We start from the raw sequence: 22,112 nt of genomic DNA, 5'->3' as shown, positions 1-22,112 counted from the left end.
ACATGACCGATTTGAACCAACGCCTGGCCGGCCTTTCGCCGGAAAAACGCGCGCTGCTGATGCAGCAGCTGAGCAAGCAGACGGCGCCCGCCGCGCGCCGGGAAATCACGCGCCAGCCGCGGCCCGCGCGCATTCCCGTCTCGCATGCGCAAAACCGCCTGTGGTTCCTGGAACAGATGGACCCGAATTCGGCCACCTACAACGTGCCGTCGGCCATGTGGATGCGCGGGCGGCCCGACTGCGCCATCCTGCAGCGCAGCCTCGACGAAATCGTGCGCCGCCATGAAGTGCTGCGCACGGCCATCGTCACCGACGACGTGGGACCGCAGCAGCGCATCTTGCCGCCGGCACCCGTGCCGCTGCGCCGCGTCAGCCTGGAACATGTGCCGGCCGCGCAACGGCGCGAGGAAGCGGCCGCGCTGGCGCAGCAGGAGGCGGGCACGCCGTTCAACTTCAGCACGGGGCCCCTGCTGCGCGCCGTGCTCATCAGCCTGGACGAGGAACAGCACCTGTTCGTGCTGAACGGCCACCACATCGCGCTCGACGGCTGGTCCTACACCATCATCTACACGGAACTGTGCCAGCTGTACGACGCCTATTGCGCGGGACTGCCGTCGCCGCTGGCCGAGGTGCCGCTGCAATACGCCGACTACACGCTGTGGCAGAACGCCCTGCTCGACGACGAGGGCGAGACCATGCGCAAGCAGTTCGCCTACTGGCAGCAGCGCCTGCTCAGCCACCCGCCCGTGCTGGAATTGCCGGGCGACCGCCCGCGCCCGGCGCAGCAAAGCCGGCGCGGCGCGGCTTCCGTGCACCGCCTCGACCCGACCCTGTACGACGGCTTGAAACGCCTGAGCCGCCAGGAAGGCGCGACGCCATTCATGGTGTTTGCCACCGCCTTCAAGGCGCTGCTGGCGCGCTACACGGGCCAGCTCGACCTCGTCATCGGCATGGGCGTGGCAAACCGGCCGCGCCAGGAACTCGAGGCGCTGGTGGGCTTTTTCGCCAATACCCTGGCGCTGCGCACGGACCTGACGGGCAACCCCACCTTCCGCGAATTGCTGGCGCGCGTCAAGGATGGCACCCTGGGCGCGTACGCGCACCAGGACATGCCGGTCGAACGCCTGCTCGACGTGCTGAAGATCGACCGTTCGCTGAGCCACTCGCCGCTGTTCCAGGTGATGCTGTTCTTCCAGAACTTCCCGTCCGAGGAAATCCGCCTGCACGGGCTGGTGCTGTCGCCGATCGAACCTGGCGTCATCTCGTCGGGCACCTCGCGCGTCGACCTGACCCTGTTCGCCAGCGAGGAAAACAATGGCCTCGCCATGTACATCGAATACGCGACCGACCTGTTCGACGCCGCCACGATCGCCGCCATGGCCGGCCACCTGCAGCAGCTGCTGCAAAGCGCGCTGGGCGACCCGGACCGCCGCCTGTCCGAGCTGGAGCTGCTCACGCCCGCCGAGCGGCGCAGCGTGCTGCACGACTGGAACGACACGGCGCGCGCCCTGCCGGACGGCGGCGCGCGCACGGTCCATGCGCTGTTCGAGGCGCAGGCGGCGCGCACGCCGCACGCCATCGCGCTGTCGCACCTGGGACGGGAACTCAGTTACGCGGAGCTGGACCAGCGCGCCAATGCGCTGGCGCGCCACCTGCTGGCGCGCGGCGTGCAGCCGGGCGAGCTGGTGGGCCTGTTCGTCAAGCGCTCGCCCGACATGCTGGTGGCGCTGCTGGGCATCCTCAAGGCGGGCGCCGCCTACGTGCCGCTCGACCCCATCTACCCGGCCGAACGCATCGCCTTCATGCTCGACGATGCGCAGACGCGGTATGTCGTCACGCAGCGCGCGCTGGCGCCGCTGCTGCCGGCCAGCGGCCCGGCCCTGGTGCTGCTGGAAGAGGCGCGCCTGAACGAAGTGGCGCCGCCCGCGCCCGTGGCGGCCGGCGAGACGGCCTACGTGATCTACACCTCCGGCTCCACGGGCCGCCCCAAGGGCGTGCGCCTGCCGCATGGCGCCGTCGTCAACTTCCTGCTGGCGATGCTGGAGCGGCCCGGCATCACGGCCGCCGACCGCCTGTGCGCCGTCACCACCCTGTCGTTCGACATCGCCGTGCTGGAACTGCTGCTGCCGCTAACGGTGGGCGCGCGCATCGAGATCGCCGACCCGGCCACGGCGGCCGACGGCATGGAGCTGGCGCGCCTGCTCGACAGCTCGCAGGCCAGCATGCTGCAGGCGACGCCCGCGACCTGGCGCATGCTGCTCGACGCGGGCTGGCAAAGCCGTCCCGGCATGGCCATGCTGTGCGGCGGCGAGGCGCTGAGCCGCGAACTGGCCGACCGCCTGCTGGCCGGCGGCGGCACCTTGTGGAATATGTACGGGCCCACGGAAACGACGATCTGGTCGAGCGTGGAAAAAATCGAGGCGGACGGCGCGCCGATCGCCATCGGCCGGCCCATCGCCAATACGCGCCTGTACGTGGCCGACGCCTTTTTGCAGCCGCTGCCGCCCGGCATTCCGGGCGAACTGCTGATCGGCGGCGCCGGCGTGGCGCAGGGCTACCATGCGCGCCCCGAGCTGACGGCGGAAAAATTCCTCGCCGACCCGCATTCGCCGGAGCCGGGCGCGCGCCTGTACCGCACGGGCGACCTGGCGCGCTGGAGCCGCGACGGCAGCATGGAAGTGCTGGGCCGCATCGACAACCAGGTCAAGCTGCGCGGCTACCGCATCGAACTGGGCGAGATCGAGGCCGTGCTGGCCGAACAGCCGGGCGTGCGCCAGGCCGTCGTCATCTGCCGCGAAGACCGTCCCGGCGACAAGCGCCTGGTGGCCTATGTGCTGTCCCACGCGGACCAAGCGCTGCAGGCGGCGGCCCTGCGCGACGCCATCGCGCCGCAGCTGCCCGACTACATGCTGCCCTCGGCCTACGTGATGCTGGAGCACCTGCCGATGACGCCGAACGGCAAGGTCGACCGCAATGCCCTGCCCGTGCCCGACATCGAGGCGGCGCCCGGCCACAGCTATGTCGCGCCCCGCAACGGCGACGAGGAAATCCTCTGCGGCCTGTGGCAGGAAGTGCTGGGGCTGGAGCGCGTGGGCATCGAGGACAACTTCTTCAAGCTGGGCGGCCACTCGCTGCTGGCCACGCAGCTGGTAATGCGCGCGCAAAAGGCCTTTGGCGGCGAACTCAGCCTGCGCCTGCTGTTCGAGGCGCCCACCGTGGCGGCCTTCGGCGCGGCGCTGATGCGCAACCGCCTCGACAGCGTGGATGCGGGCGACCTGGCCAGCATGCTGGACCAGCTCGAAGGCCTTTCGGACGACAACATCGAAGCGCTGCTGGGCGGCGCACTGGAAAACACATGAGCCTATCCCCCCTCCACGACGACCCGCGCCTGGCGCGCCTGACGCCGCAGCAGCTGGCCCTGCTGCGCCAGCGCCTGGCCGCGGGCGCCGCGCCGCAGCTGTCCATGAGCGATGCCGTGCGCGCCCTGCCGCCGCTGGCCGACGGCACGCCGCTGCCGCAGTCGCCGGCGCAGCAGCGCATGTGGTTCTTCGAGCGCCTGCAGCCCGGCACGGGCGCCTATCACCTGTACCAACACTGCCGCCTGAGCGGCGCGCTCGACGCCGCCGCGCTGGAAGCGGCATTCTGCGCCATCATCGCGCGCCACGCTGCCCTGCGCACGGGCTTTGGCGAGGAAGGCGGCCAGCCGCTGCAGACGGTGGCGGCGCACGCGCCCTTCAGCGTGCAGCGGCTCGACCTGTCGCACCTGGCATTCGCCGCCGCCCACGCGGCCGCGCTGGATTACGCGGGTGCCGAGACGCAGCGCCCGTTCGACCTGGCCCGCCCGCCGCTGCTGCGCGCCAGCCTGGTGACCCTGGCGCCGCAGGAATACGCGCTGGTGGTGGTGCTGCACCATATCATCGCCGATGCCTGGTCGCTCAACGTGCTGTATGGCGAACTGCAGGCCCTGTACCGCGCCCATGCCGCGGGCGCGCCGTCGCCGCTGGCGCCCCTGCCGCTGGCCTTCCCCGACATCGTGCGCTGGCAAGCCTCGCCGCCGCGCCAGGCCGCGCTGGCGCGCCAGGTGGCCTTCTGGCACGAGGCCCTGGCCGGCAGCAGCGGCTTGCTGGAACTGCCGGCCGACGCGCCGCGCGGCCCCAGCCTGTCGCCCGCCGGCGAACGCCACGCCTTCGCTGTGCCGCCCGCCTTGTCGCACGCCGTCAAGGCCCTGGCGCAGGCGGAGGGCGCGACCGTCTTCATGGCGCTGCTGTCGGCCTTCCAGGTGCTGCTGGCGCGTTTGGCCAGCCAGGATGACGTGGTGGTCGGCACCCCGGTGGCCAACCGCGGCGCGCCCGAATGCGAGCCGCTGATCGGCCTGTTCGTCAATACCCTGGCCCTGCGCGCGGACCTGTCGGACGATCCCCCGTTTAGCGCCCTGCTGGCGCGCAACCGCCAGCACTTCCTCGACGCGCTGGCGCATGCGGAAGCGCCGCTTGAGCGCATCGTCGACGGCTTGCGGATCGAGCGCGTGCCGGGCCGCAGCACCCTGTTCCAGACCATGTTCGTGCTGCAGGCGCCCGCCGCCAGCGCCAGCGAGGAAGCGGCGCAGGCGGCCTGGCACGGCCTGCGTCCCAGCCCGTTCGAGCCGCCGTTCAAGGCGGCCCGCTTCGAGATCACGCTGTCCATGGTGGAACTCGACGGCGCGCTGTCCGGCGTCATCGACTACAGCGTGGCCCTGTTCGAGCCAGGCACCATCGCCCGCCTGGCGGAACAGTTCACGCAGCTGCTGGCATCCATCGTGCAGGCGCCCGCCACACAAGTGTCGCGCCTCGACCTGCTGCCGGCCGCGCAGCGGGCGCAGCTGCTGGCCCTGGGCGATGGCGGCGCGCATGCCGCCACGCAAGGCTTGCCCGACGGCGGCCTGTACGCCCTGGTGGCGCGCCAGGCCGCGCTCACGCCGCAGGCCGCGGCCATCGTGGATGGCGATGTTGAACTGAGCTATGCGCAGCTGCACGCGGCGGCCACCGCGCTGGCCGCGCGCCTGCAGGCGTCGGATGCAGGGCCGGGCCGTCACGTGGCGCTGCTGGCCGACCGCTCGGCCGATGCCCTCGTGGGGCTGCTGGCCATCGTCGCCGCCGGTGCCGCCTACGTGCCGCTCGACCCCGCGCTGCCTGCGGCGCGCCTGCGCTTCATGCTGGACGACGCCGGCGCCACCGCCATCGTCGCGCCGGCCGCCGCGCAGGCGCAGGCGCTGGCCATTGCCGGCCAGCTGCCCGTGCTGGCCGCCGGTGCGCCGCCGGACGGCGCCGCGTTCACCGCGCCCGCCGTCGATGGCGGCACGCCCGCCTACCTGATCTACACCTCCGGCTCCACGGGCACGCCGAAAGGCGTGAGCGTCAGCCAGGCCAGCGTGCTGCACCTGCTGCAAGGCTTCGCCAAGGTCCACGACCTGGCCGGCCAGCGCCTGCTGATGATTCCCCCGCTGCAGTTCGACGCCTCCGTGGGCGACATTTTCCCCGCGCTGGCCTGCGGCGCCACCCTGGTGCTGCATGGCGCGCCGAACCAGCTGGGCGCCATGGAGCTGGAAGCGTATTGCGCGCGCCACGCCGTCACGGCCATCGACGCGCCGGCCGCCCTGTGGCGCCGCTGGACGGACGCCTTCGATGGCGCCGCCAGCGCCACGGGCAGCGTGCTGCCCGGCCTGCGCCTGATGATGTTCGGCGGCGAAGCCGTGCCCGTGGAGCAGGTGCGCCGCTTTGCCCGCCTGACGGGCAAGCGCGTGCGCCTGGCCAACCATTACGGCCCCACCGAGGCCACCGTCTGCGCCACCGCCTTCATCACCGTGGATGGCGCCGGCCTGGAAGGCAGCGACCTGCCCATCGGCCAGCCGCTGCCCGGCGTGCGCGCCTATGTGCTGGACCGCCACCTGCAGCTGGCGCCGCGCGGCGCGGCGGGCGAGCTGGCCATCGGCGGCGCCGGCGTCGCGGCCGGCTACCGCCATGCGCCGGCGCTGACGGCCGAACGCTTCGTCGCCGATCCCTACAGCGGGCACGAGCATGCACGCATGTACCGCAGCGGCGACCTGGCGCGCTGGAACAGCGACGGCAGCCTGCAATTCCTCGGCCGGCGCGACCACCAGGTCAAGCTGCGCGGCGTGCGCATCGAGCTGGGCGAAGTGGAAAGCGCGCTGCTGGCCTGCGACGGCGTGCAGGCGGCCGTCGCCACCGTGCTAGAAGTGGCGCCAGGCGACAAGCGCCTGGTGGCGTATTTTGTCGGCCCCGGCGTGACGGGCGCCGCCCTGCGCGCCGGACTGGCGGCGCGCCTGCCCGACGCCATGCTGCCGGCCATCTTCGAGCGCCTGCAGGCGCTGCCGCTGACCGGCAACGGCAAGATCGACCGGCGCGCCCTGCCCGCCCCCACGCAGGCGCTGCACGAGCTGGACGCGCGCAGCATCGTCGCGCCGGCGACAGCCACCGAGGAGCGCATGCTGGCCGTGTGGCAGGAACTATTGGGCCGCGCAGGCCTGAGCACGGACGATGAATTCTTCAGCGTGGGCGGCGATTCCCTGCTGACCCTGCCGCTGGTGTTCCAGCTGGCGCGCGCCTTCGGCGTCGACGTGCCGCTGACGGCCGTGTTTTCCGCGCCCAGCATCGCCGCCCTGTCGCGCGTCGTGGACGACCTGCTGGCCGGCGTCGCCGCGCCAGTGCTGGACCTGGCCGCGCAAGCCGTGCTGCCGCCCGACATCGATGCGGCGCGCGCGGCGCCGCGCCGGGCCGGGCCGCCGCGCGCCATCCTCGTCACGGGCGCCACGGGCTTTCTTGGCGCCTGGCTGCTGCGCGACCTGCTCGACGCCAGCGCCGCGCAGCTGCTATGCCTGGTGCGCGCCGACGATGCCGCCGACGGCGCGCGGCGCCTGCGCGCCAACCTGCAGCAGTACGGCCTGTGGCAGGAGCGCTATGCGGCGCGCCTCACGCCGCTGCCGGGCGACCTGGCCGCGCCGCGCCTGGGCCTCACGGACGATGGCTATGCCACCGTGGCCAGCGCCGCCGACGCCATCGTGCACAACGGCGGGCAAGTCAATTTCCTCGCGCCGTACGCCAGCCTGGCGCCCGCCAACGTGGGCGGCACGCTGGAGGTGCTGCGCCTGGCCACCACGGGCGCGCTGAAGGCCGTGCACATGGTCTCGACCCTGGGCGTGTACGTCAGCGCCGACTACCTTGGCGCCACCGTGCGCGAAAGCGACGCGCCGCCCACGGCGCACAGCCAGCAGGGCGGCTACAACCAGAGCAAGTGGGTGGCGGAACAGCTGGCCCTGGTGGCGCGCGGACGCGGCGTGCCCGTGGCGCTGTACCGGCCGGCCCGCATCACGGGCGACAGCGGCAGCGGCAGCGCCAACCTGGGCGACTACTTCAGCAGCTGGATCAAGGGCTGCGCGCAGCTGGGCCTCGTGCCCGACATCGCCGGCGCCAGCTACGACATGGCGCCCGTCGATTACGTCAGCGCCGTCATCGCCGGCCGCGTGCTGGCCGACGACGGCGCCGGCGGCACCTGGCACTTCCTCAATCCCGCCCGCCTGTCCACCCATGCGCTGGTGGACGGCCTGCGCGCGGCCGGCCACCCGGTGCGCCTGGCCGGCTATGCCGAATGGCGCGCCGCCCTGCAGCAGGCGGTGGCCGGCGGCGAGGAAAACGCGCTGGCCAGCTTTGCCGCCCTGTTCCCCGAGCAGGCCGACGCGCGCGAACCGGGCTTCGACTGCGGCGCCACCGAACGCATGGCCGCCGCGCTGGGCCAGGTGTGCCCGCCGGCCGACGGCGTCCTGTTCGCCACCTGCCTCGCCTACATGCGCGGCCAGGGCTACCTGCCCCTTGCCGGCGCCACGCCACAGGAAAGGGCATGCGCATGAACACGTCTACTCGCCGCTACGCGGGCTTGCGCGACTTCCTGCTGATCTGGTTCGGCCAGATGACCTCGGGCATCGGCTCGCGCCTGTCCAGCTTTGCGCTGGGCATCTGGGTCTTGCGCACGACGGGGTCGACCACCCAGTTCGCGCTGATCTTCGTGGCCATGGCCGTGCCGGCCCTGCTGATCGCGCCGTTCGCGGGCGCCCTCGTCGACCGCTGGGACCGCCGCCGCATCATGCTGTGCTGCGACATCGTCTCGGCCAGCGCCCAGCTGGTGCTGGCGGGACTGCTGATGAACAGCCAGCTGGCCATCTGGCACATCTACCTGTGCGTGGGCGCCACGGCGCTGGCCAACGCCTTCCATGGCCCCGCCTATGCGTCGAGCATCCCGCTGCTGGTGCCGCACGGCCAGCTGAGCCGGGTCAACGGCCTGGTGCAGACGGGCGGCGCCATCGCCCAGGTGGCCGGCCCCCTGCTGGCGGGCGTGCTGGTCAGCCTGATCAGCCTGCCGGGCGTGCTGCTGATCGACGCCCTGTCCTTCGTCGCCGCCTTCATCGCCATGCTGCTGGCGCGCATCCCCCGTCCGCCGCGCAGCCAGGACAGCGCAGGACAAAGCCTGTGGCGCGAGGCGGCGACGGGCTGGCGCTATGTGCGCGAGCGCAACAGCCTGTTCGGCCTGCTGCTGGTCTTCGGCACCTGCAATTTCCTGTTCGGCATCGCCGCCATCACCATCACGCCGCTGGTGCTGTCGATGGCCGATCCGGCCCTGCTGGGCGTGCAGATGTCGATCGGCGGCGCGGGATTGCTGCTGGGCGGCGTGCTGATGGCCGCCTCGGGGGGCATGAAGAAGCGCATCAACGGCGTGCTGGGCTTTTCCCTGCTGGCCGGACTGGCCCTGGCCGCGCATGGCCTGGCGCCATCGTTCGTGCTGGTGACGGCGGCCGGTTTCGTGTTCTTCCTGACCTTGCCCGTGATCAGCGCGTCGAACGATTCGCTGTGGCAAAGCAAGGTGCCGCCGGGCCTGCAGGGGCGCTGCTTCGCCATCCAGCGCGTGCTGTCGGAAGCGGCCATGCCCGTCGGCTACTGCCTGGCGGGCCCGCTCGCCGAACACGTCTTCGAGCCGCTGCTGATGCCGGGCGGCGCGCTGGCCGGCTCCATCGGCCAGCTGATCGGCACGGGCGCGGGACGCGGCATGGGCCTGATGTTCATCGTCCTGGGCCTGGCGATGAGCCTGGTCGCCATGCTGGCCTACAGCATCCCGGCCCTGCGCCGCGCCGACGAGCTGCCCGACGCCTGGACCCAGCCTCCGCCCGAAGGGGACGCCCAGCCCGCCTGATTTTTTCTCGGTAGTACCAAGGTGAATGAAAAAGCGCTGCCCCGCAGCGTGATGGGGACGCTTTTTCTTCAACAACGCAATGCAGTAGCAAATTCATAACAACGTGACCACGACATCGCAACAACAACGACCCACTGGAGCAAGCAAGATGACTGACACAGACATGCTGCACACGGCACCGGCGCCCAACAAGTGCCCGGTCGCCCATCACGACAAGCCAGCCGCCGCCGCGCACGGTCCCGGATACGGACTGATGCGCGTTTCCCAGGTGGCGCGCGACTATCCCAGCCACTCCGCGCTGGCCAGCGTGCTGGAATGGATGCGCGCCTTCCTCGCCCGCAGCCACCCGGAACTGGGCCGCAAGGGCGCCGTCTGCCCCTTCGTCCCTGTGGCGCTGGAGCAGGACAGCATCTGGATGGCCGAGATCGCCGAGCGCGAACCCACGCTCGACAGCATTTCCCGCGTGATCCTGTATTACCGCGACCTCTTCCTCGCCACCGAACCGACCAGCGGCCCGGACGCCATCAACAAGGCTTTCCTCGTGATCTTCCCCAACCTGGGCGCCGAGGGCGCGGGCGTCGTCGACGAGGTGCAGCAACTGCTGAAGAAGGATTTCGTGGAAAAGGGCCTGATGCTCGGTGAATTCCACGCCAGCAACGAAAGCCCCGGCCTGCGCAATGCCGAGTTCCGCCCCCTGCGCAGCCCCATCCCCATGCTGGCCATGCGCCACATGGTCGATTCGGACTTGCCTTTCCTGCTGCGCGCGGCCTACGCGGCGCCCGTGCGGGCCGCCTACCTGCGCGCCTACCTGTTCCGCCTGGCCGGCAGCCTGGGCTGGTCGCGCTTCGAGCAGGCGCTCGACGGCGTGGTGGCCGCCGAAATCGAACAGTGGCAGGCAGGCCAGGGCCAGCCCGATGCGGCAGGCGCGGGAGAGACGGCATGAGCGCCGCCCAAGCTACCCACGGCGCCCGTAGCGACCGCATCGCCATCGTCGGCGGCGGCCTGGCCGGCTCCCTGCTGGCCCTGGCGCTGGCGCGGCAAGGCCATGGCGTCGACGTGTATGAACGCCGCGCCGACCCGCGCCGCCAGGATGGCGCGGCGGGCCGTTCGATCAACCTGGGCCTGTCCAAGCGCGGCATGCAAGCCCTGCAGATGGTGGGCCTGCTGGAGCAGGTGCTGGCCCACGCCGTCGTCATGCGCGGCAGGGTCATCCACGCGCCGGACGGCAGCACGCGCTACCAGGCGTATGGCAAGGATGACAGCGAAGTGCTGCATTCGATCGACCGCAACCTGCTCAACCACCTGCTGCTGGACCAGGCCGAGCAGCATCCGCAGGTAAAACTGCATTTCGAGCACCGTTTGCTGCGCGCCGACAAGGCGCAGCGCGAGCTGGAACTGGAAACGCCGGGCGGACGCCGCATCACGGCCCATCCGGCCTGGGTGGTGGGCGCCGACGGCGCGTTTTCCAGCATGCGCCGCGAACTGCAGCACGGCATGCGCGCCGATTACCAGCAGGAATACCTGGAATGGGGCTACAAGGAGCTGACCCTGGCGCCGCGCGCGGACGGCAGCTCGGCCATCGAACTGACGGCCCTGCACGTGTGGCCGCGCAGCCACTGCCTGTTCGTCTCGCATCCGAACCAGGACGGCTCGCACACCCTGACCCTGTTCCTGCCCTTCGAGGGAGAAGACAGCTTTGCCAGCGTGCGCAGCGAGGACGACGTGACGGCGCTGTTCGCCAAGTATTTCCCCGACCTGCTGCCCCTGCTGCCGGGCCTGCTGGAACAGTGGTCGCGCCACCCCACGGGCACCCTGATCACCACGCGCACGGCGCCGTGGCGCTTCGGCGACTGGGCCGTGCTGGTGGGCGACGCCTGCCATGCCGTGTATCCGTTCTATGGCCAGGGCATGAATTCCGCGTTCGAGGATTGCTGCACCCTGATGACCGCCCTCGCTGCGGCGCGCGGCGACACGGCCAGCGCGTTTGCCAGCTACGAGCTGGCGCGGCGGCGGCACACGGATGCGCTGGCGCAACTGTCAAAAGCCAACTTCACGGAACTGCGGCAAAAAGTGCAGTCGCCGTGGTTCGTCGCCCGCAAGAAGCTCGACCTGCTGCTCAACCGCGCCTGGCCGCGCGGCTGGCTGCCGCTGTACACCATGATCGCCCACACCACCATGCCCTACGGCGACGCGCTGCAAAGGGCGCGGCGCCAGGAAAGAGTCCTGCACGCCTCGGGCGCGCTGGCGCTGGCGATGCTGGGCATTGCCGCCGTTGTCCTGTCCCTGACCCTGATTGGAGGTAACTGATGCATCCTGTACATGTACAAGGCCGCGCGTGGGAGCGCCTGGCCGTGGCGCTGCTGCTGTGCGCCTTCTTCGGCATCTGCGCGGCCGTCGCCGCCACTGCCCTGCAAGCGGCGCCGTCGCCGCTGGCGCTGCTGCCGCTGGCCATCGCACTGGGACTGAGCCCGGTGCTGGCCCGCCACCTGCCGCGCGAGCTGGACGGCCTGCTGCGCGCGCATCCCGTGCTCAGCCTGCTGTGGCTGGCGCTGGCCGCGCTGGCCGTGGCCCGCATCGCCGGCGTCGCCCTGTTCATGGCCGATCCGCAGCAGCCGCAGCTGTCGGCCATCTGGTACGACCCCTTCTACGTCAACCACAGCTGCTTTTCCTCGTACTGGAAAGCGTCCGAGCTGGCCAGCGCGGGGGCGGCGAACATCTACGACAGCGCCCATTACGCGGGCAACGAGGGACGCTTCAAGCTCGACGAATACCTGTATCCGCCGCCGTTCCTGATCCTGCCGCAGCTGGCGGCGTCCCTGGGCGCGGGCTTCGTGGCCATGCGCGCCGTCTGGTTCGCCGTCGATGCGGCACTGGTGGCGGCCATCATGCTGGCCGTCTGCGCCTGGATCGGCGGCGCCGCGGGCCGCCGCGCCGCGCTGCTGCTGCCGGCCGCCTGGCTGGCCCTGCCCACCCTGATCACCATGCAGACGGGGAACTTCCAGCTGGCCGCCATCGCCCTGGCCCTGCTGGCCATGCTGCTGTTCCAGCGGGGACGCGACGAGGCCGGCGGCGCCGTGATGGCGCTGGCCCTGTTCAAGATCTTCCCCGGCGTGCTGTGCGCCTACCTGCTGTTCTGCAAGCGCTGGCGCGCGCTGGCGTGGAGCATCGCCTTCTCGCTGCTGTACGCGGCGCTGGCCTACGCCATGCTGGGCGCCCAGCCCTTCCGCGATTTCGTCGGCTATGAAATGCCGCGCATCGCCAGCGGCGAAGTGTGGACCTGGATGCAGCTCGAAGGGCTGGAAGCGGTGGTCGCCATCAATTACTCGGTGCCGGCCCTGGTGCTCAAGCTCAAACTGTTCGGCCTCGATGGCCTGGAATACCGCCACCTGGCCGCCGTGGCCCTGCTGTGGAGCGTGGTGGTGGTGGCGCTGGCCTGGCTGGCGGCGCGCCGCGCCAGCGCGTATTCGCGCCTGGAACTGGCCGCCGTCTGGCTGGGCCTGCTGGGCCTGGCCGCCGTGCGCAGCCCCTTCGTGCCGGACGACTACGCGCTGTTCCCCGCCCTGTGGCTGTGGTGCCTGCTGGCCGCCGGCCAGGCCGGGCGCCAAGCGCGGCGCGGCTTGCGCAGCGCCGCCTACGGCGTGCTGTGGCTGGCCTTTGCCATCGTCATGCCGATCGGCCTGGTGCAGCCGCAGCACCTGCCCCTGCTGCTGGCCGTCTCCACCGCCAGCCAGCTGCTGGCCCTGGCCTTCTGGCTGTGGCCCGTGCTGCGCCGCCCCGCCGCCCAAGACAGCGCCAACACCACCGCGTCCGCGTCGCCCGCGGCCGCCTGACCCCCATTCAGAAAGAAAAACCACGATGAAACAAGCTATCCTGACCCCGCTGCGCCGCACCGCCCTGTGCCTGATGCTGGCCTTTTCCGCTCCCGCCCTGGCCGACGAGCGCCTGCAGATCCCCCGCGCCGCGCATGCGCCCGTGCTGGCCGACTACATCGGCAAGGTGCCGGCCGACGCCGGCGTGGAAATCAAGGGCTTCCGCCAGTACGCGCCCGGCGACGGCGAGCCGTCGCTGCTGGAAACGAAGGCCTACCTGTCGTACGACGACGAACATTTGTACGCCGTCTTCGTCTGCACGGACGACCCGGCCCTGGTGCGCGCGCGCATCGCCCGCCGCGAAGACTTGCCCGGCGACGACGCGGTGCAGCTGGAAATCGACTCCTTCAACGACAAGCAGCGCTCGTTCCGCTTCTATGCCAACCCGTACGGCGTGCAGATGGATGCCAAGCACACGGAAGGCCTGGGCGACGATTTCAATTTCGACACGCAATGGCAGTCGGACGGCAAGATCACGCCCACCGGCTACGTCGTCACCATGGCCATCCCGTTCAAGAGCCTGCGCTTCAACCGCGCCGACGTGCAGAACTGGGGCATCGCCGTGGGCCGCATCGTGCCGCGCCTGAACGAGTTTTCCTACTGGCCCTACATCACCAAGCGCCAGGCCGCCTTCGTGCCGCAGCTGGCGCCCGTGCAGATTCCCGAGCCGATCACGTCCGGGCGCAACATCCAGCTGATTCCGTATGGCTATATCGGCCGCAGCCGCGCCCTGAACGCCAGCGACCCGGCCAGGACCTTCTGGGACCGCGACGACAAGAACCAGGCCGGCCTCGACGCCAAGCTGGTGCTGGCCGACAAGTTCGCCCTCGACCTGACCTACAAGCCCGATTTCAGCGAGGTCGAGTCGGACGAGCCGCAGGTGCTGATCGACAAGCGCTACGAAGTGCTGTTCCCGGAAAAGCGTCCGTTCTTCCTGGAAAATTCAGGCTTCTTCACCACGCCGCAGCCGCTGTTCTTTTCGCGCCGCATCGCCGAACCGCGCTACGGCGCGCGCCTGACGGGCCGCGAAGGCCACTGGTCCGTGGGCGGCCTGCTGATGGATGACCTGGCACCGGGCGAAGCGCTGCCGCGCGACAGCCGCGACTATGGCAAGACGGCACGCATCGCCGTGGCCCGCGTACAAAACGATTTCGCCGGCGACTCCAACGTGGGCGTGCTGCTGACGGACCGCAAGTTCGGCCAGCAGAGCAACCGCGTGGCCGGCGTCGACCTGCGCTACAAGATCGATGAGAACTGGGTGCTGAGCAGCCAGCTGGCGCACAGCAAGTCCAGCATGGAAGGCTTGCCCGACCACAGCGGGCGCCTGGCCTTCGTCGAGGCGAGCCGCTCGGACCGCAACTTCAACTATGCGGGCCAGTACCTGGACATCACGCGCGACTTCGATCCCGCGCTGGCCTTCATTCCCCGCACGGATATCCGCCAGACGACGCAGACGGCGTCCTACCTGTGGAACTTCCCGGACGCGCCATGGCTCGTCAGCGCCGGCCCCAGCATCAAGGCCGTGGGCACCAAGGACCATGACAACACGCTGCAGGACTGGTCCAGCGACGCCTTCTTCAGCGTCAACGGCTTGCGCGCCACCACCTTCGAGGCGCACAAGCTGGACGGGTTCGAGAAATACGCGGGCCTGGACTTCCGCAAGTCCGGCTACTCGCTGGCGGCCAGCACAGAATGGCTGAGCTGGCTGACGGGCTGGGTCACCGTGGGCCAGAACGAGGTCATCAACTACCAGCCGGCACCGGGCCTGGCGCCCTTCCTCGGCGACGCGCGCAGCGTCTCGGCCAACCTGAAGTTCACCCCCGTGGCCCAGTTCCGCGTCGAGCAGACCCTGTACTGGAACGACTTGCGCACGCAGGCGGGCGTGGCGGGCCTGCCGACGGGCAGCATGGTCTACCGCGAGCTGCTGTCGCGCACCAAGCTGCGCTACCAGCACAGCCGCTTCCTGGCCGCCCACCTGATCCTCGACTACAGCCACCTGAAGACCAACCGGGCGCTGACGGGCATCGAGGGCGGCAAGCGCCTGACGGGCGACCTGCTGTTCAGCTATGTGCTCAGTCCCGGCACGACGGCGTATGCGGGCTACACGGACCGCCAGGAAAACCTGCAGCTGATCGGCAACCCGCAGCTGCTGCAGCGCACGCGCGACCTCGACATGCACACAGGCCGCAAGGTCTTCGTCAAGTTCAGCTATCTGTTCCAGCTGTAAGGCCGCTCATTTCCTCCAGGGCCGGCCTCGCCGCGGCGCGCCCGCCCTGGTTTTTGCAAGCAACGGGAGCTTCACCATGCACACCATTTTTTTCTCCGCCACGGGGAGCGCCGCATGCGCGCGCTGATCCGGCTGCTGCGGCCGCACCAGTACATCAAGAACGGCTTCGTCCTGCTGGGCCTGCTATTTGCCACGCAGCGCGACGCCACCACGGCCACGCACGCGGCGCTGGCCTTCCTGGCGTTTTGCGCCATGGCCAGCGCCGTCTACGTGCTCAACGACCTGCTGGACGCCGAGGCGGACCGCCAGCATCCGCAAAAATGCCGGCGCCCCATCGCCAGCGGCGAGATCAAGGCGCCCGCGGCCTGGTGCGCCTGCGTGCTGCTGGCGTGCGCCGCGCTGGCCCTGGGCGCCGCCGTGGGAGTGGCCGTGCCGGCGCTGCTGCTGACCTACCTGGCGCTGAACGTGGCTTATTCGCTGTACCTGAAGCACGTGGTGATACTCGACGTCTTCGTCATCTCGGCCGGCTTCATGCTGCGCATCCTGGCCGGCACCGTGGGCATCGGCATCGCCCCCTCGCAATGGCTGCTGCTGTGCGGCCTGATGGTGACCCTGTTCCTCGGCTTCGCCAAGCGGCATGCGGAGCTGATGCAGCTGGCGGCGGCGGACGGCCCCCGCGCCGTGCCGGGCGGCGCCTGCGCGCGGCCCGTGCTGGACGACTACAGCGGCGCCATGCTGGGCCAGTTCATCGCCGTCAGCGCCGCTTGCACCGTGCTCAGCTACAGCCTGTACACGGTCAGCCGCGACACCATCGCCCTCCATGGCACGGCCAAGCTGATCTACACGGTGCCGTTCGTGGTGTACGGCATCTTTCGCTACCTGTTTCTGCTGCACCTGCGCGCGCAGGGCAACGACACCGCGCATGACCTGCTGACCGACCGCCATTTGCTGCTGACCGTGGCATGCTGGCTGGCGGTCACTTTCAGTGTGCTGCCATGAGCGGCGCACCGCTGTCGGGATGGCGCTACCGCGCCTTCCTGCTTTCCATCGCCATGGGCGCCGCCGGCTACCTGGCCTTTTCGCTGTGGGGCGGCCTGCCCGCGCTGGGGGACGCCGCCGCGCGCGTGGGCGCCGCCGGCGCGGCGCTGATGCTGGCCCTGTCGCTGCTCAACTACGGCCTGCGCTTTTGCCGCTGGCAGTGCTACCTGCGCGCCATGGGCCACGACGTGCCGTGGCGCGCCAGCCTGCGCATCTACCTGGCCGGCTTCGCCTTGACGGTGACGCCAGGCAAGGCCGGCGAAGCGCTGCGCGGCGTGCTGCTGGCGCGCCTGGGCGTGCCGCATGCGCACAGCCTGGCGGCGCTGCTCAGCGAACGCCTGTCGGACTTGCTGGCCGTAATCTGCCTGGCCCTGTTTGGCCTGAGCCAGTATCCGCCCATGCTGCCGCTGGTGGGCGCCGCCAGCGCCGCTGCGCTGGCCGGCATGTGGCTGCTGACGCGCGCGGCGCCGGCCGCCTGGCTGGCGGCCTGGAGCGCGGCCAGGCCCGCCGGCGGGCGCGGGCGCGTGCTGGCGGGCCACCTGGCGCGGCTGCTGCGCCAGGCGCAGGCTTGCCACGCGCCCCGCCTGCTGGCCGCCTCGCTGGCCCTTGCGCTGGCGGCCTGGACGGCAGAAGCGCTGGCCTTTCATTGCCTGCTACAGTGGCTGGACGCAGGCGCCAGCCTGCCGTTCGCCTGCCTCGTGTTTGCCAGCGCCATGCTGGCCGGCGCCCTCAGCTTCCTGCCGGGCGGCCTGGGCGGCACGGAAGCGGCCATGGTCAGCCTGCTGCTGTGGCAGGGCATGGCGCCGGCGCAAGCCGTGGCCGCCACCGTCCTGATCCGCTTGACGACCCTGTGGTTTGCCGTGGCCCTGGGCGTGGCCGCCCTGTCGTCCAGCCGCCATGCCCAGGCGCAGCCCTCATGAGCGCGGCCGTGCGTTCCTGGAATGGCTTGCCGCAGGCGGCCCATGCGCGCCAGCTGGTCCTGCATGCGCGCGATGCGGCACTGCCCGCCGCGGAGGGCAGCGTGCTGGCGCACGGCAATGGCCGCAGCTATGGCGATGTCTGCCTGAACGATGGCGCCAACCTGCTGCTGACGCGCGGCCTGGACCGCTTCATCCATTTTGACCGCGCCAGCGGCGTCCTGCGCTGCGAGGCCGGCGTGCTGCTGGGGGAAATCCTTACCCTGGCGCTGCCGCAAGGCTGGTTCCTGCCCGTCACCCCCGGCACGCGCCAGGTAACGGTGGGCGGCGCCATCGCCAACGACGTGCACGGTAAGAATCACCATGTGGCGGGCAGCTTCGGCCACCACGTGCGCGCCTTCGAGCTGCTGCGCTCGGACGGCAGCCGGCTGCTGTGCGGGCCGCACCGGCAGCCGCAGTGGTTCGCCGCCACGGTGGGCGGACTGGGGCTGACGGGCTGCATCGTCTGGGCCGAATTGCAGCTGATGCCGGTGGCCAACGCCTACATGCTGGTCGAGGAGCGGCGCTTCACGGGCCTCGAGCGCTTCTGGGAACTCAACGCAGCAGCCGAACGCGACATGCCGTACACCGTCGCGTGGATCGACTGCCTGGCGCGCCAGCCGCGCGGCATCTTCAGCAGCGCCCGTCACGCGCCGCCGCAGCACGCCTTGCCCCTGTCCCGTCATGCGCAGCGCCGCATGGCCGTCACGCCGCCCGTCTCGCTGGTCAACGGCCCCAGCCTGCGCGCCTTCAACGCCCTGTACTACCACCGGCCCCTGCCGCCGGCGCCGTCGCTGCGCCATCACGGCGGTTTTTTCTATCCGCTCGACGGCGTGCGCGACTGGAACCGCATCTATGGTCCGCGCGGTTTTTACCAGTACCAGTGCGTGCTGCCGCCGGCCGGCAGCCACGACGGCATCGCCGCCATCCTCGCGCGCATCGCCGGCAGCGGCCAGGGCTCGTTCCTGGCCGTGCTGAAGACCTTTGGCACGCGGCCGGCAGCCGGCATGCTGTCGTTCGCCCGGCCCGGCGCCACCCTGGCGCTGGATTTTCCCAACCGGGGCGCCGACAGCCTGCGCCTGTTCGCCAGTCTCGATGCCATCGTCGCCGAGGCGGGCGGCGCCCTGTACCCGGCCAAGGATGCGCGCATGCCCGCCAGCCTGTTCCGTGCCGGCTTTCCCGCCTGGCAAGCGTTCAGCGCCTTCGTCGATCCCCGATTTTCATCAAGCTTCTGGAGAAGAGTCAACCCATGAGATCATTGCAACGCACCGTCATCTTCGGCGCCACCTCCGCCATCGCCCACGCCACGGCGCGCCGCCTCGTCGCCAGCGGCGCCAGCGTCCACTGCATCGCCCGCAACGGCGCCAAGCTCGACTCCCTGCTGCAAGACCTGCGCGTGCGCGCCGGCGCCGACGGCGCGCATATCGATGGCGAATGCGCCGACCTCGACGACTACAGCCTGCACGCTGGACTGCTGGCGCGCGCCGATACGGCGCTGGGCGGCATCGACGCCGTGCTGGTGGCCCACGGCTGCCTGCCCGACCAGCAGGCTTGCGCCGCTTCCGTGCCGCTGATGCTGGCCCAATGGACGACGAATGGCGGCAGCGCCATGGCCATCCTGGCGCTGGCCGCCAACCTGCTGCAGCCGCGCGGCCAGGGCGTGCTGGCGGCCATCGGCTCGGTGGCGGGCGACCGTGGCCGCCAAAGCAACTACATGTACGGCACGGCCAAGGGCGCGCTGGCCATCTATTTGCAGGGACTGCGCCACCGCCTGGCGCCGCATGGCGTGGCCGTGCTGACCATCAAGCCCGGCTTTGTCGACACGCCCATGACGGATGGCCTGGACAAGGGCGGGCCCCTGTGGGCCAGCGCCGACACGGTGGCGGCGGGCATCGTCGCGGCCATGCGGCGCGGCCAGGCGCAAGCCTACCTGCCCGGCTTCTGGCGCTACATCATGCTGGCCATCCGCCTGGTCCCCGACGCGGTCTTCCACCGCACGCGCCTGTGACGGCCGCCCGCACCGCCGCCAGCGCCCGGCCGCTGGCCGCCCTGTTCGACTTTGACGGCACCCTGAGCCGGCGCGACTCGCTGCTGCCCTTCCTGCGCCAGGCCTGCGGCACGCCGCGCCTGGCGGCCAAGCTGCTGCGCCTGTCGCCCGTGCTGCTGGCGTACGCCTGCGGCCTGCTGCGCAACGACGTGGCCAAGCGCCGCCTGCTGGCGCGCTGCCTGGGCGGCATGGACCCCGCCGCGCTGGCGCGGCTGGCCGAAGCCTACGCGGGCGCGCCGCTGGACGCCCTGCTGCGTCCGCAAGGCATGGAGCGCCTGCGCTGGCACCAGGCGCAGGGCCATGCCTGCGTGCTGGTCAGCGCCTCGCCCGCACTGTATCTGCAGGCGTGGGCGCGGCGCCACGGCTTTCGCGCCTGCATCGCCTCGCCGCTGGCGGGGCCGAATTGCCACGGCGAGGAAAAGGTGCGCCGCATCCGGCGCTGGCTGGCGCGCGCGCCGCACGACATCGGCTATGCGTATGGCGACAGCGCGGCCGACCTGCCCATGCTGGCGCTGGCCCGCCACGCCTTTTTGTGGCGCGGCGGGCGCTTCGTCGCCCAGGCGGGAGCGCGCCATGCATGACGCGGCCGTCTTCCTGTGGCTCGTCGACCTGGACGACCCCGCGCTCGACGCTCTGGCGCCGTGCCTGAGCGCGCAGGAGCAGGCGCGCGCGGCGCGCTACCGGGGCGATGCCCTGCAGCGCGGCCACCGGCGCGCGCGCGCCGCGCTGCGCCACATCCTGTCCCACCACACGGGCCAGCCGCCGGCCATGCTGGCGCTGGCCGAAGGGCCGCTGGGCAAACCCGTGCTGGAACGCCATGCACTGCATTTCAACCTCAGCCACAGCGGCGCCCTGGCCCTGGTGGCCGTGGCGCAGGTGCCCGTCGGCATCGACCTGGAACAGGATCGCTCCGGCCTTGACGCCGCGGCGCTGGCGCCGCTGGTCTGCGCTCCGGCCGAGCGCGCGGCGCTGGCCGCCTTGCCGCCCGCCCGGCGCCAGGGACACTTCCTGCAGCTGTGGACGCACAAGGAAGCGTACTGCAAGCTGCTGGGCATGGGCTTGCACAAGGACCCCGCCCTGCTGGCCTTTGCCGCGCCGGCGGGTCCCGGCCCCGTCACCGATGCGCAGGACCCGCACTGCGCCGCCTGGGTCTATCCCCTGTACCCGGCCGACGGCTACGCGGCCAGCCTGTGCATGGCCAGCCAGGGCGCCAGGCCAGTGTGGATGCGCTTCCGCGCCTGGCCCGGCACCCTGTTGCCGTCCGGACAAGCGCTTGCATAAAACACCCCCACCCTCGATAATGAGAATGCTTCGCATTTGTCGCCATGCGGATTTCTCAACAAGTTTTGCAGGGTTTCAACACGCATGCGCGCTTTCTGGACCGTCATACACCGCTGGGCTGGCCTGACCATCGCCCTCTTCCTCATCGTTGCCGGGCTGACGGGCGCCGTCACGTCGTGGGACCACGAACTGGACGAGTGGCTCAACGCGGACATCATGGACACGCCCGGCCGCGGCCCGCTGCAGCCGCCATTTGCCCTGGCGCAAAAAGTGGCGGCCGCCGACCCCCGCGTGGAAGTCAATTACCTGACCCTGGGCCTGGAAGAAGGCCATGCGGCCGCCTTCATGGTGCGCCCGCTTACCGATCCGGCCACCGGCAAGCCGTTCGCGCTCGACTACAACACCGTCTACATCGACCCCGTCACGGCGCAGATCACGGGGACGCGCGATTCAACCGCCATTTCCCTGTCGCGCCGCAGCCTGATGCCGTTTTTGCGCCACCTGCACTACAGCCTGCACGTGCCCGCCTTCTGGGGCACGGACCGCTGGGGCTACTGGCTGATGGGCACGGTGGCCCTCGTGTGGCTGCTCGACAGCATGGTGGCGTTCTACCTGACCACGCCGCGCCGCCTGCGTCCCCGCGCCCAGGACGAGGCGCCGCGCCACCGCGACGCCGCCAGCTGGTGGCAGCGCTGGAAACCGTCGTGGGTGGTGCGCTGGGCCGCCGGCGGCTACAAGCTCAATTTCGACCTGCACCGCGCGGGCGGCCTGTGGGTGTGGGGCATCATCATCGTCGTGGCCTTCACCTCGTTCTCGCTGAACCTGTACCGCGAAGTGTTCTATCCCGTCATGTCGCTCGTTTCCACCACCACGCCGGGCCCGTATGAAACGCAAAAACCGGCGCCCTACGGCACGTATGTCACGCCCGTGATCGGCTTCGAGCAGGCGGTGGACATCGCCAGGCGGGCCGCCGTGCAGCGCGGCATCACCTCGCCCCTCGGCGGCATTTATTACGGCGGCAATTATTCGTTCTACAACGTCTCCTTCTTCGACCCCGCCGACGAATTCGGCGCGGCCGGCATGGGCCTGTCGAACCTCTACATCGACGGCATGGACGGCCGCATCATCGGCCAGCACAAGCCCTGGGAAGGCACGGCCGCCGACGTCTTCGTGCAGCTGCAATTCCCCCTGCACTCGGGCCGCATCCTCGGCATGCCGGGGCGCATCATGATGTCCTTCATGGGCGTGATGGTGGCCATGCTGTCCGTCACCGGCATCGTCATCTGGGAACGCAAGCGGCGCTCGCGCCGGCTGCAGGCGAGAAGGACCGTGCCGTCCGCCTGACCTGGCCGCTTCTAAGCCAAGCGCTTGTAACCACTTGTAGCCAGTTGTAGCCACCTCCAGTGGCTTCAGCACCGCGCAGGCTGGCCGGGCTTCTCCTGCCCGCCCGCCTGCGTCGC

Annotated in this window: 14 protein-coding genes; all 14 read left to right on the top strand. The window is 70.7% G+C overall.

Annotated elements, in window-relative coordinates; genetic code table 11:
• Positions 1-2: 2 nt before the first annotated feature.
• The 14 genes from ACZ92H_RS16675 (at position 3) to ACZ92H_RS16610 (ending at position 21,996) form a co-directional block, all read left to right on the top strand.
• Positions 3-3,359 carry a non-ribosomal peptide synthetase gene (locus ACZ92H_RS16675; protein ID WP_465050075.1) on the top strand — a complete coding sequence of 1,119 codons (3,357 nt, stop codon included), beginning with the start codon at positions 3-5 and terminating at the stop codon, positions 3,357-3,359.
• Positions 3,356-7,900, top strand: a complete 4,545-nt coding sequence (locus ACZ92H_RS16670; protein ID WP_465050076.1) for a non-ribosomal peptide synthetase — start codon at positions 3,356-3,358, stop codon at positions 7,898-7,900. Before ACZ92H_RS16675 ends, ACZ92H_RS16670 begins: the two co-directional genes overlap by 4 nt.
• On the top strand, positions 7,897-9,234 hold the full coding sequence (locus ACZ92H_RS16665) for an MFS transporter (protein ID WP_465050077.1): 1,338 nt from the start codon (positions 7,897-7,899) through the stop codon (positions 9,232-9,234). The genes ACZ92H_RS16670 and ACZ92H_RS16665 overlap by 4 nt, the downstream gene beginning before the upstream one ends.
• 148 nt (positions 9,235-9,382) lie before the next feature.
• Positions 9,383-10,177, top strand: a complete 795-nt coding sequence (locus ACZ92H_RS16660; protein ID WP_131369998.1) for a DUF6875 domain-containing protein — start codon at positions 9,383-9,385, stop codon at positions 10,175-10,177.
• Positions 10,174-11,541: an FAD-dependent oxidoreductase gene (locus tag ACZ92H_RS16655; RefSeq protein WP_131370001.1), complete on the top strand. Its 1,368-nt coding sequence runs from the start codon at positions 10,174-10,176 to the stop codon at positions 11,539-11,541. Before ACZ92H_RS16660 ends, ACZ92H_RS16655 begins: the two co-directional genes overlap by 4 nt.
• Positions 11,541-13,064, top strand: a complete 1,524-nt coding sequence (locus ACZ92H_RS16650; protein WP_465050078.1) for a glycosyltransferase family 87 protein — start codon at positions 11,541-11,543, stop codon at positions 13,062-13,064. The genes ACZ92H_RS16655 and ACZ92H_RS16650 overlap by 1 nt, the downstream gene beginning before the upstream one ends.
• Before the next feature lie 25 nt (positions 13,065-13,089).
• Positions 13,090-15,330, top strand: coding sequence for a carbohydrate binding family 9 domain-containing protein (locus tag ACZ92H_RS16645; protein ID WP_131370007.1), 2,241 nt, complete (start codon positions 13,090-13,092; stop codon positions 15,328-15,330).
• Positions 15,331-15,444: 114 nt separating this feature from the next.
• The gene (locus tag ACZ92H_RS16640; RefSeq protein ID WP_465050079.1) at positions 15,445-16,329 is read left to right on the top strand and encodes a decaprenyl-phosphate phosphoribosyltransferase; all 885 of its coding nucleotides are present in this window, start codon (positions 15,445-15,447) and stop codon (positions 16,327-16,329) included.
• Positions 16,326-17,288 (top strand): lysylphosphatidylglycerol synthase transmembrane domain-containing protein, encoded by a 963-nt coding sequence (locus tag ACZ92H_RS16635; protein ID WP_465050080.1) that lies wholly within the window; start codon positions 16,326-16,328, stop codon positions 17,286-17,288. Before ACZ92H_RS16640 ends, ACZ92H_RS16635 begins: the two co-directional genes overlap by 4 nt.
• A complete protein-coding gene (locus tag ACZ92H_RS16630) occupies positions 17,285-18,577 on the top strand; it encodes an FAD-binding oxidoreductase (protein WP_465050081.1) in 1,293 nt (430 codons plus the stop codon). The genes ACZ92H_RS16635 and ACZ92H_RS16630 overlap by 4 nt, the downstream gene beginning before the upstream one ends.
• Positions 18,574-19,332: an SDR family NAD(P)-dependent oxidoreductase gene (locus ACZ92H_RS16625; protein WP_465050082.1), complete on the top strand. Its 759-nt coding sequence runs from the start codon at positions 18,574-18,576 to the stop codon at positions 19,330-19,332. Before ACZ92H_RS16630 ends, ACZ92H_RS16625 begins: the two co-directional genes overlap by 4 nt.
• Entirely contained in the window at positions 19,329-19,952 is a 624-nt protein-coding gene (locus ACZ92H_RS16620; RefSeq protein ID WP_465050083.1) for an HAD-IB family hydrolase, read from the top strand. The genes ACZ92H_RS16625 and ACZ92H_RS16620 overlap by 4 nt, the downstream gene beginning before the upstream one ends.
• Complete coding sequence (locus tag ACZ92H_RS16615; RefSeq protein ID WP_465050084.1) at positions 19,945-20,652, top strand: 4'-phosphopantetheinyl transferase family protein; 708 nt, start codon at positions 19,945-19,947, stop codon at positions 20,650-20,652. Before ACZ92H_RS16620 ends, ACZ92H_RS16615 begins: the two co-directional genes overlap by 8 nt.
• An 84-nt stretch (positions 20,653-20,736) precedes the next feature.
• Entirely contained in the window at positions 20,737-21,996 is a 1,260-nt protein-coding gene (locus tag ACZ92H_RS16610) for a PepSY-associated TM helix domain-containing protein (RefSeq protein WP_465050085.1), read from the top strand.
• Positions 21,997-22,112 lie beyond the last annotated feature (116 nt).

The sequence above is a fragment of the Janthinobacterium foliorum genome (genome assembly GCF_978021625.1).
This window is presented reverse-complemented; position numbering and strand designations above follow the sequence as displayed.

What these genes read in the sequence shown, in the direction of transcription:
- ACZ92H_RS16675 (WP_465050075.1), top strand. Translation starts at nt 3, where the DNA reads ATGACCGATTTGAACCAACGCCTGGCCGGCCTTTCGCCGGAAAAACGC.
- ACZ92H_RS16670 (WP_465050076.1), top strand. Translation starts at nt 3,356, where the DNA reads ATGAGCCTATCCCCCCTCCACGACGACCCGCGCCTGGCGCGCCTGACG.
- ACZ92H_RS16665 (WP_465050077.1), top strand. Translation starts at nt 7,897, where the DNA reads ATGAACACGTCTACTCGCCGCTACGCGGGCTTGCGCGACTTCCTGCTG.
- ACZ92H_RS16660 (WP_131369998.1), top strand. Translation starts at nt 9,383, where the DNA reads ATGACTGACACAGACATGCTGCACACGGCACCGGCGCCCAACAAGTGC.
- ACZ92H_RS16655 (WP_131370001.1), top strand. Translation starts at nt 10,174, where the DNA reads ATGAGCGCCGCCCAAGCTACCCACGGCGCCCGTAGCGACCGCATCGCC.
- ACZ92H_RS16650 (WP_465050078.1), top strand. Translation starts at nt 11,541, where the DNA reads ATGCATCCTGTACATGTACAAGGCCGCGCGTGGGAGCGCCTGGCCGTG.
- ACZ92H_RS16645 (WP_131370007.1), top strand. Translation starts at nt 13,090, where the DNA reads ATGAAACAAGCTATCCTGACCCCGCTGCGCCGCACCGCCCTGTGCCTG.
- ACZ92H_RS16640 (WP_465050079.1), top strand. Translation starts at nt 15,445, where the DNA reads ATGCGCGCGCTGATCCGGCTGCTGCGGCCGCACCAGTACATCAAGAAC.
- ACZ92H_RS16635 (WP_465050080.1), top strand. Translation starts at nt 16,326, where the DNA reads ATGAGCGGCGCACCGCTGTCGGGATGGCGCTACCGCGCCTTCCTGCTT.
- ACZ92H_RS16630 (WP_465050081.1), top strand. Translation starts at nt 17,285, where the DNA reads ATGAGCGCGGCCGTGCGTTCCTGGAATGGCTTGCCGCAGGCGGCCCAT.
- ACZ92H_RS16625 (WP_465050082.1), top strand. Translation starts at nt 18,574, where the DNA reads ATGAGATCATTGCAACGCACCGTCATCTTCGGCGCCACCTCCGCCATC.
- ACZ92H_RS16615 (WP_465050084.1), top strand. Translation starts at nt 19,945, where the DNA reads ATGCATGACGCGGCCGTCTTCCTGTGGCTCGTCGACCTGGACGACCCC.
- ACZ92H_RS16610 (WP_465050085.1), top strand. Translation starts at nt 20,737, where the DNA reads ATGCGCGCTTTCTGGACCGTCATACACCGCTGGGCTGGCCTGACCATC.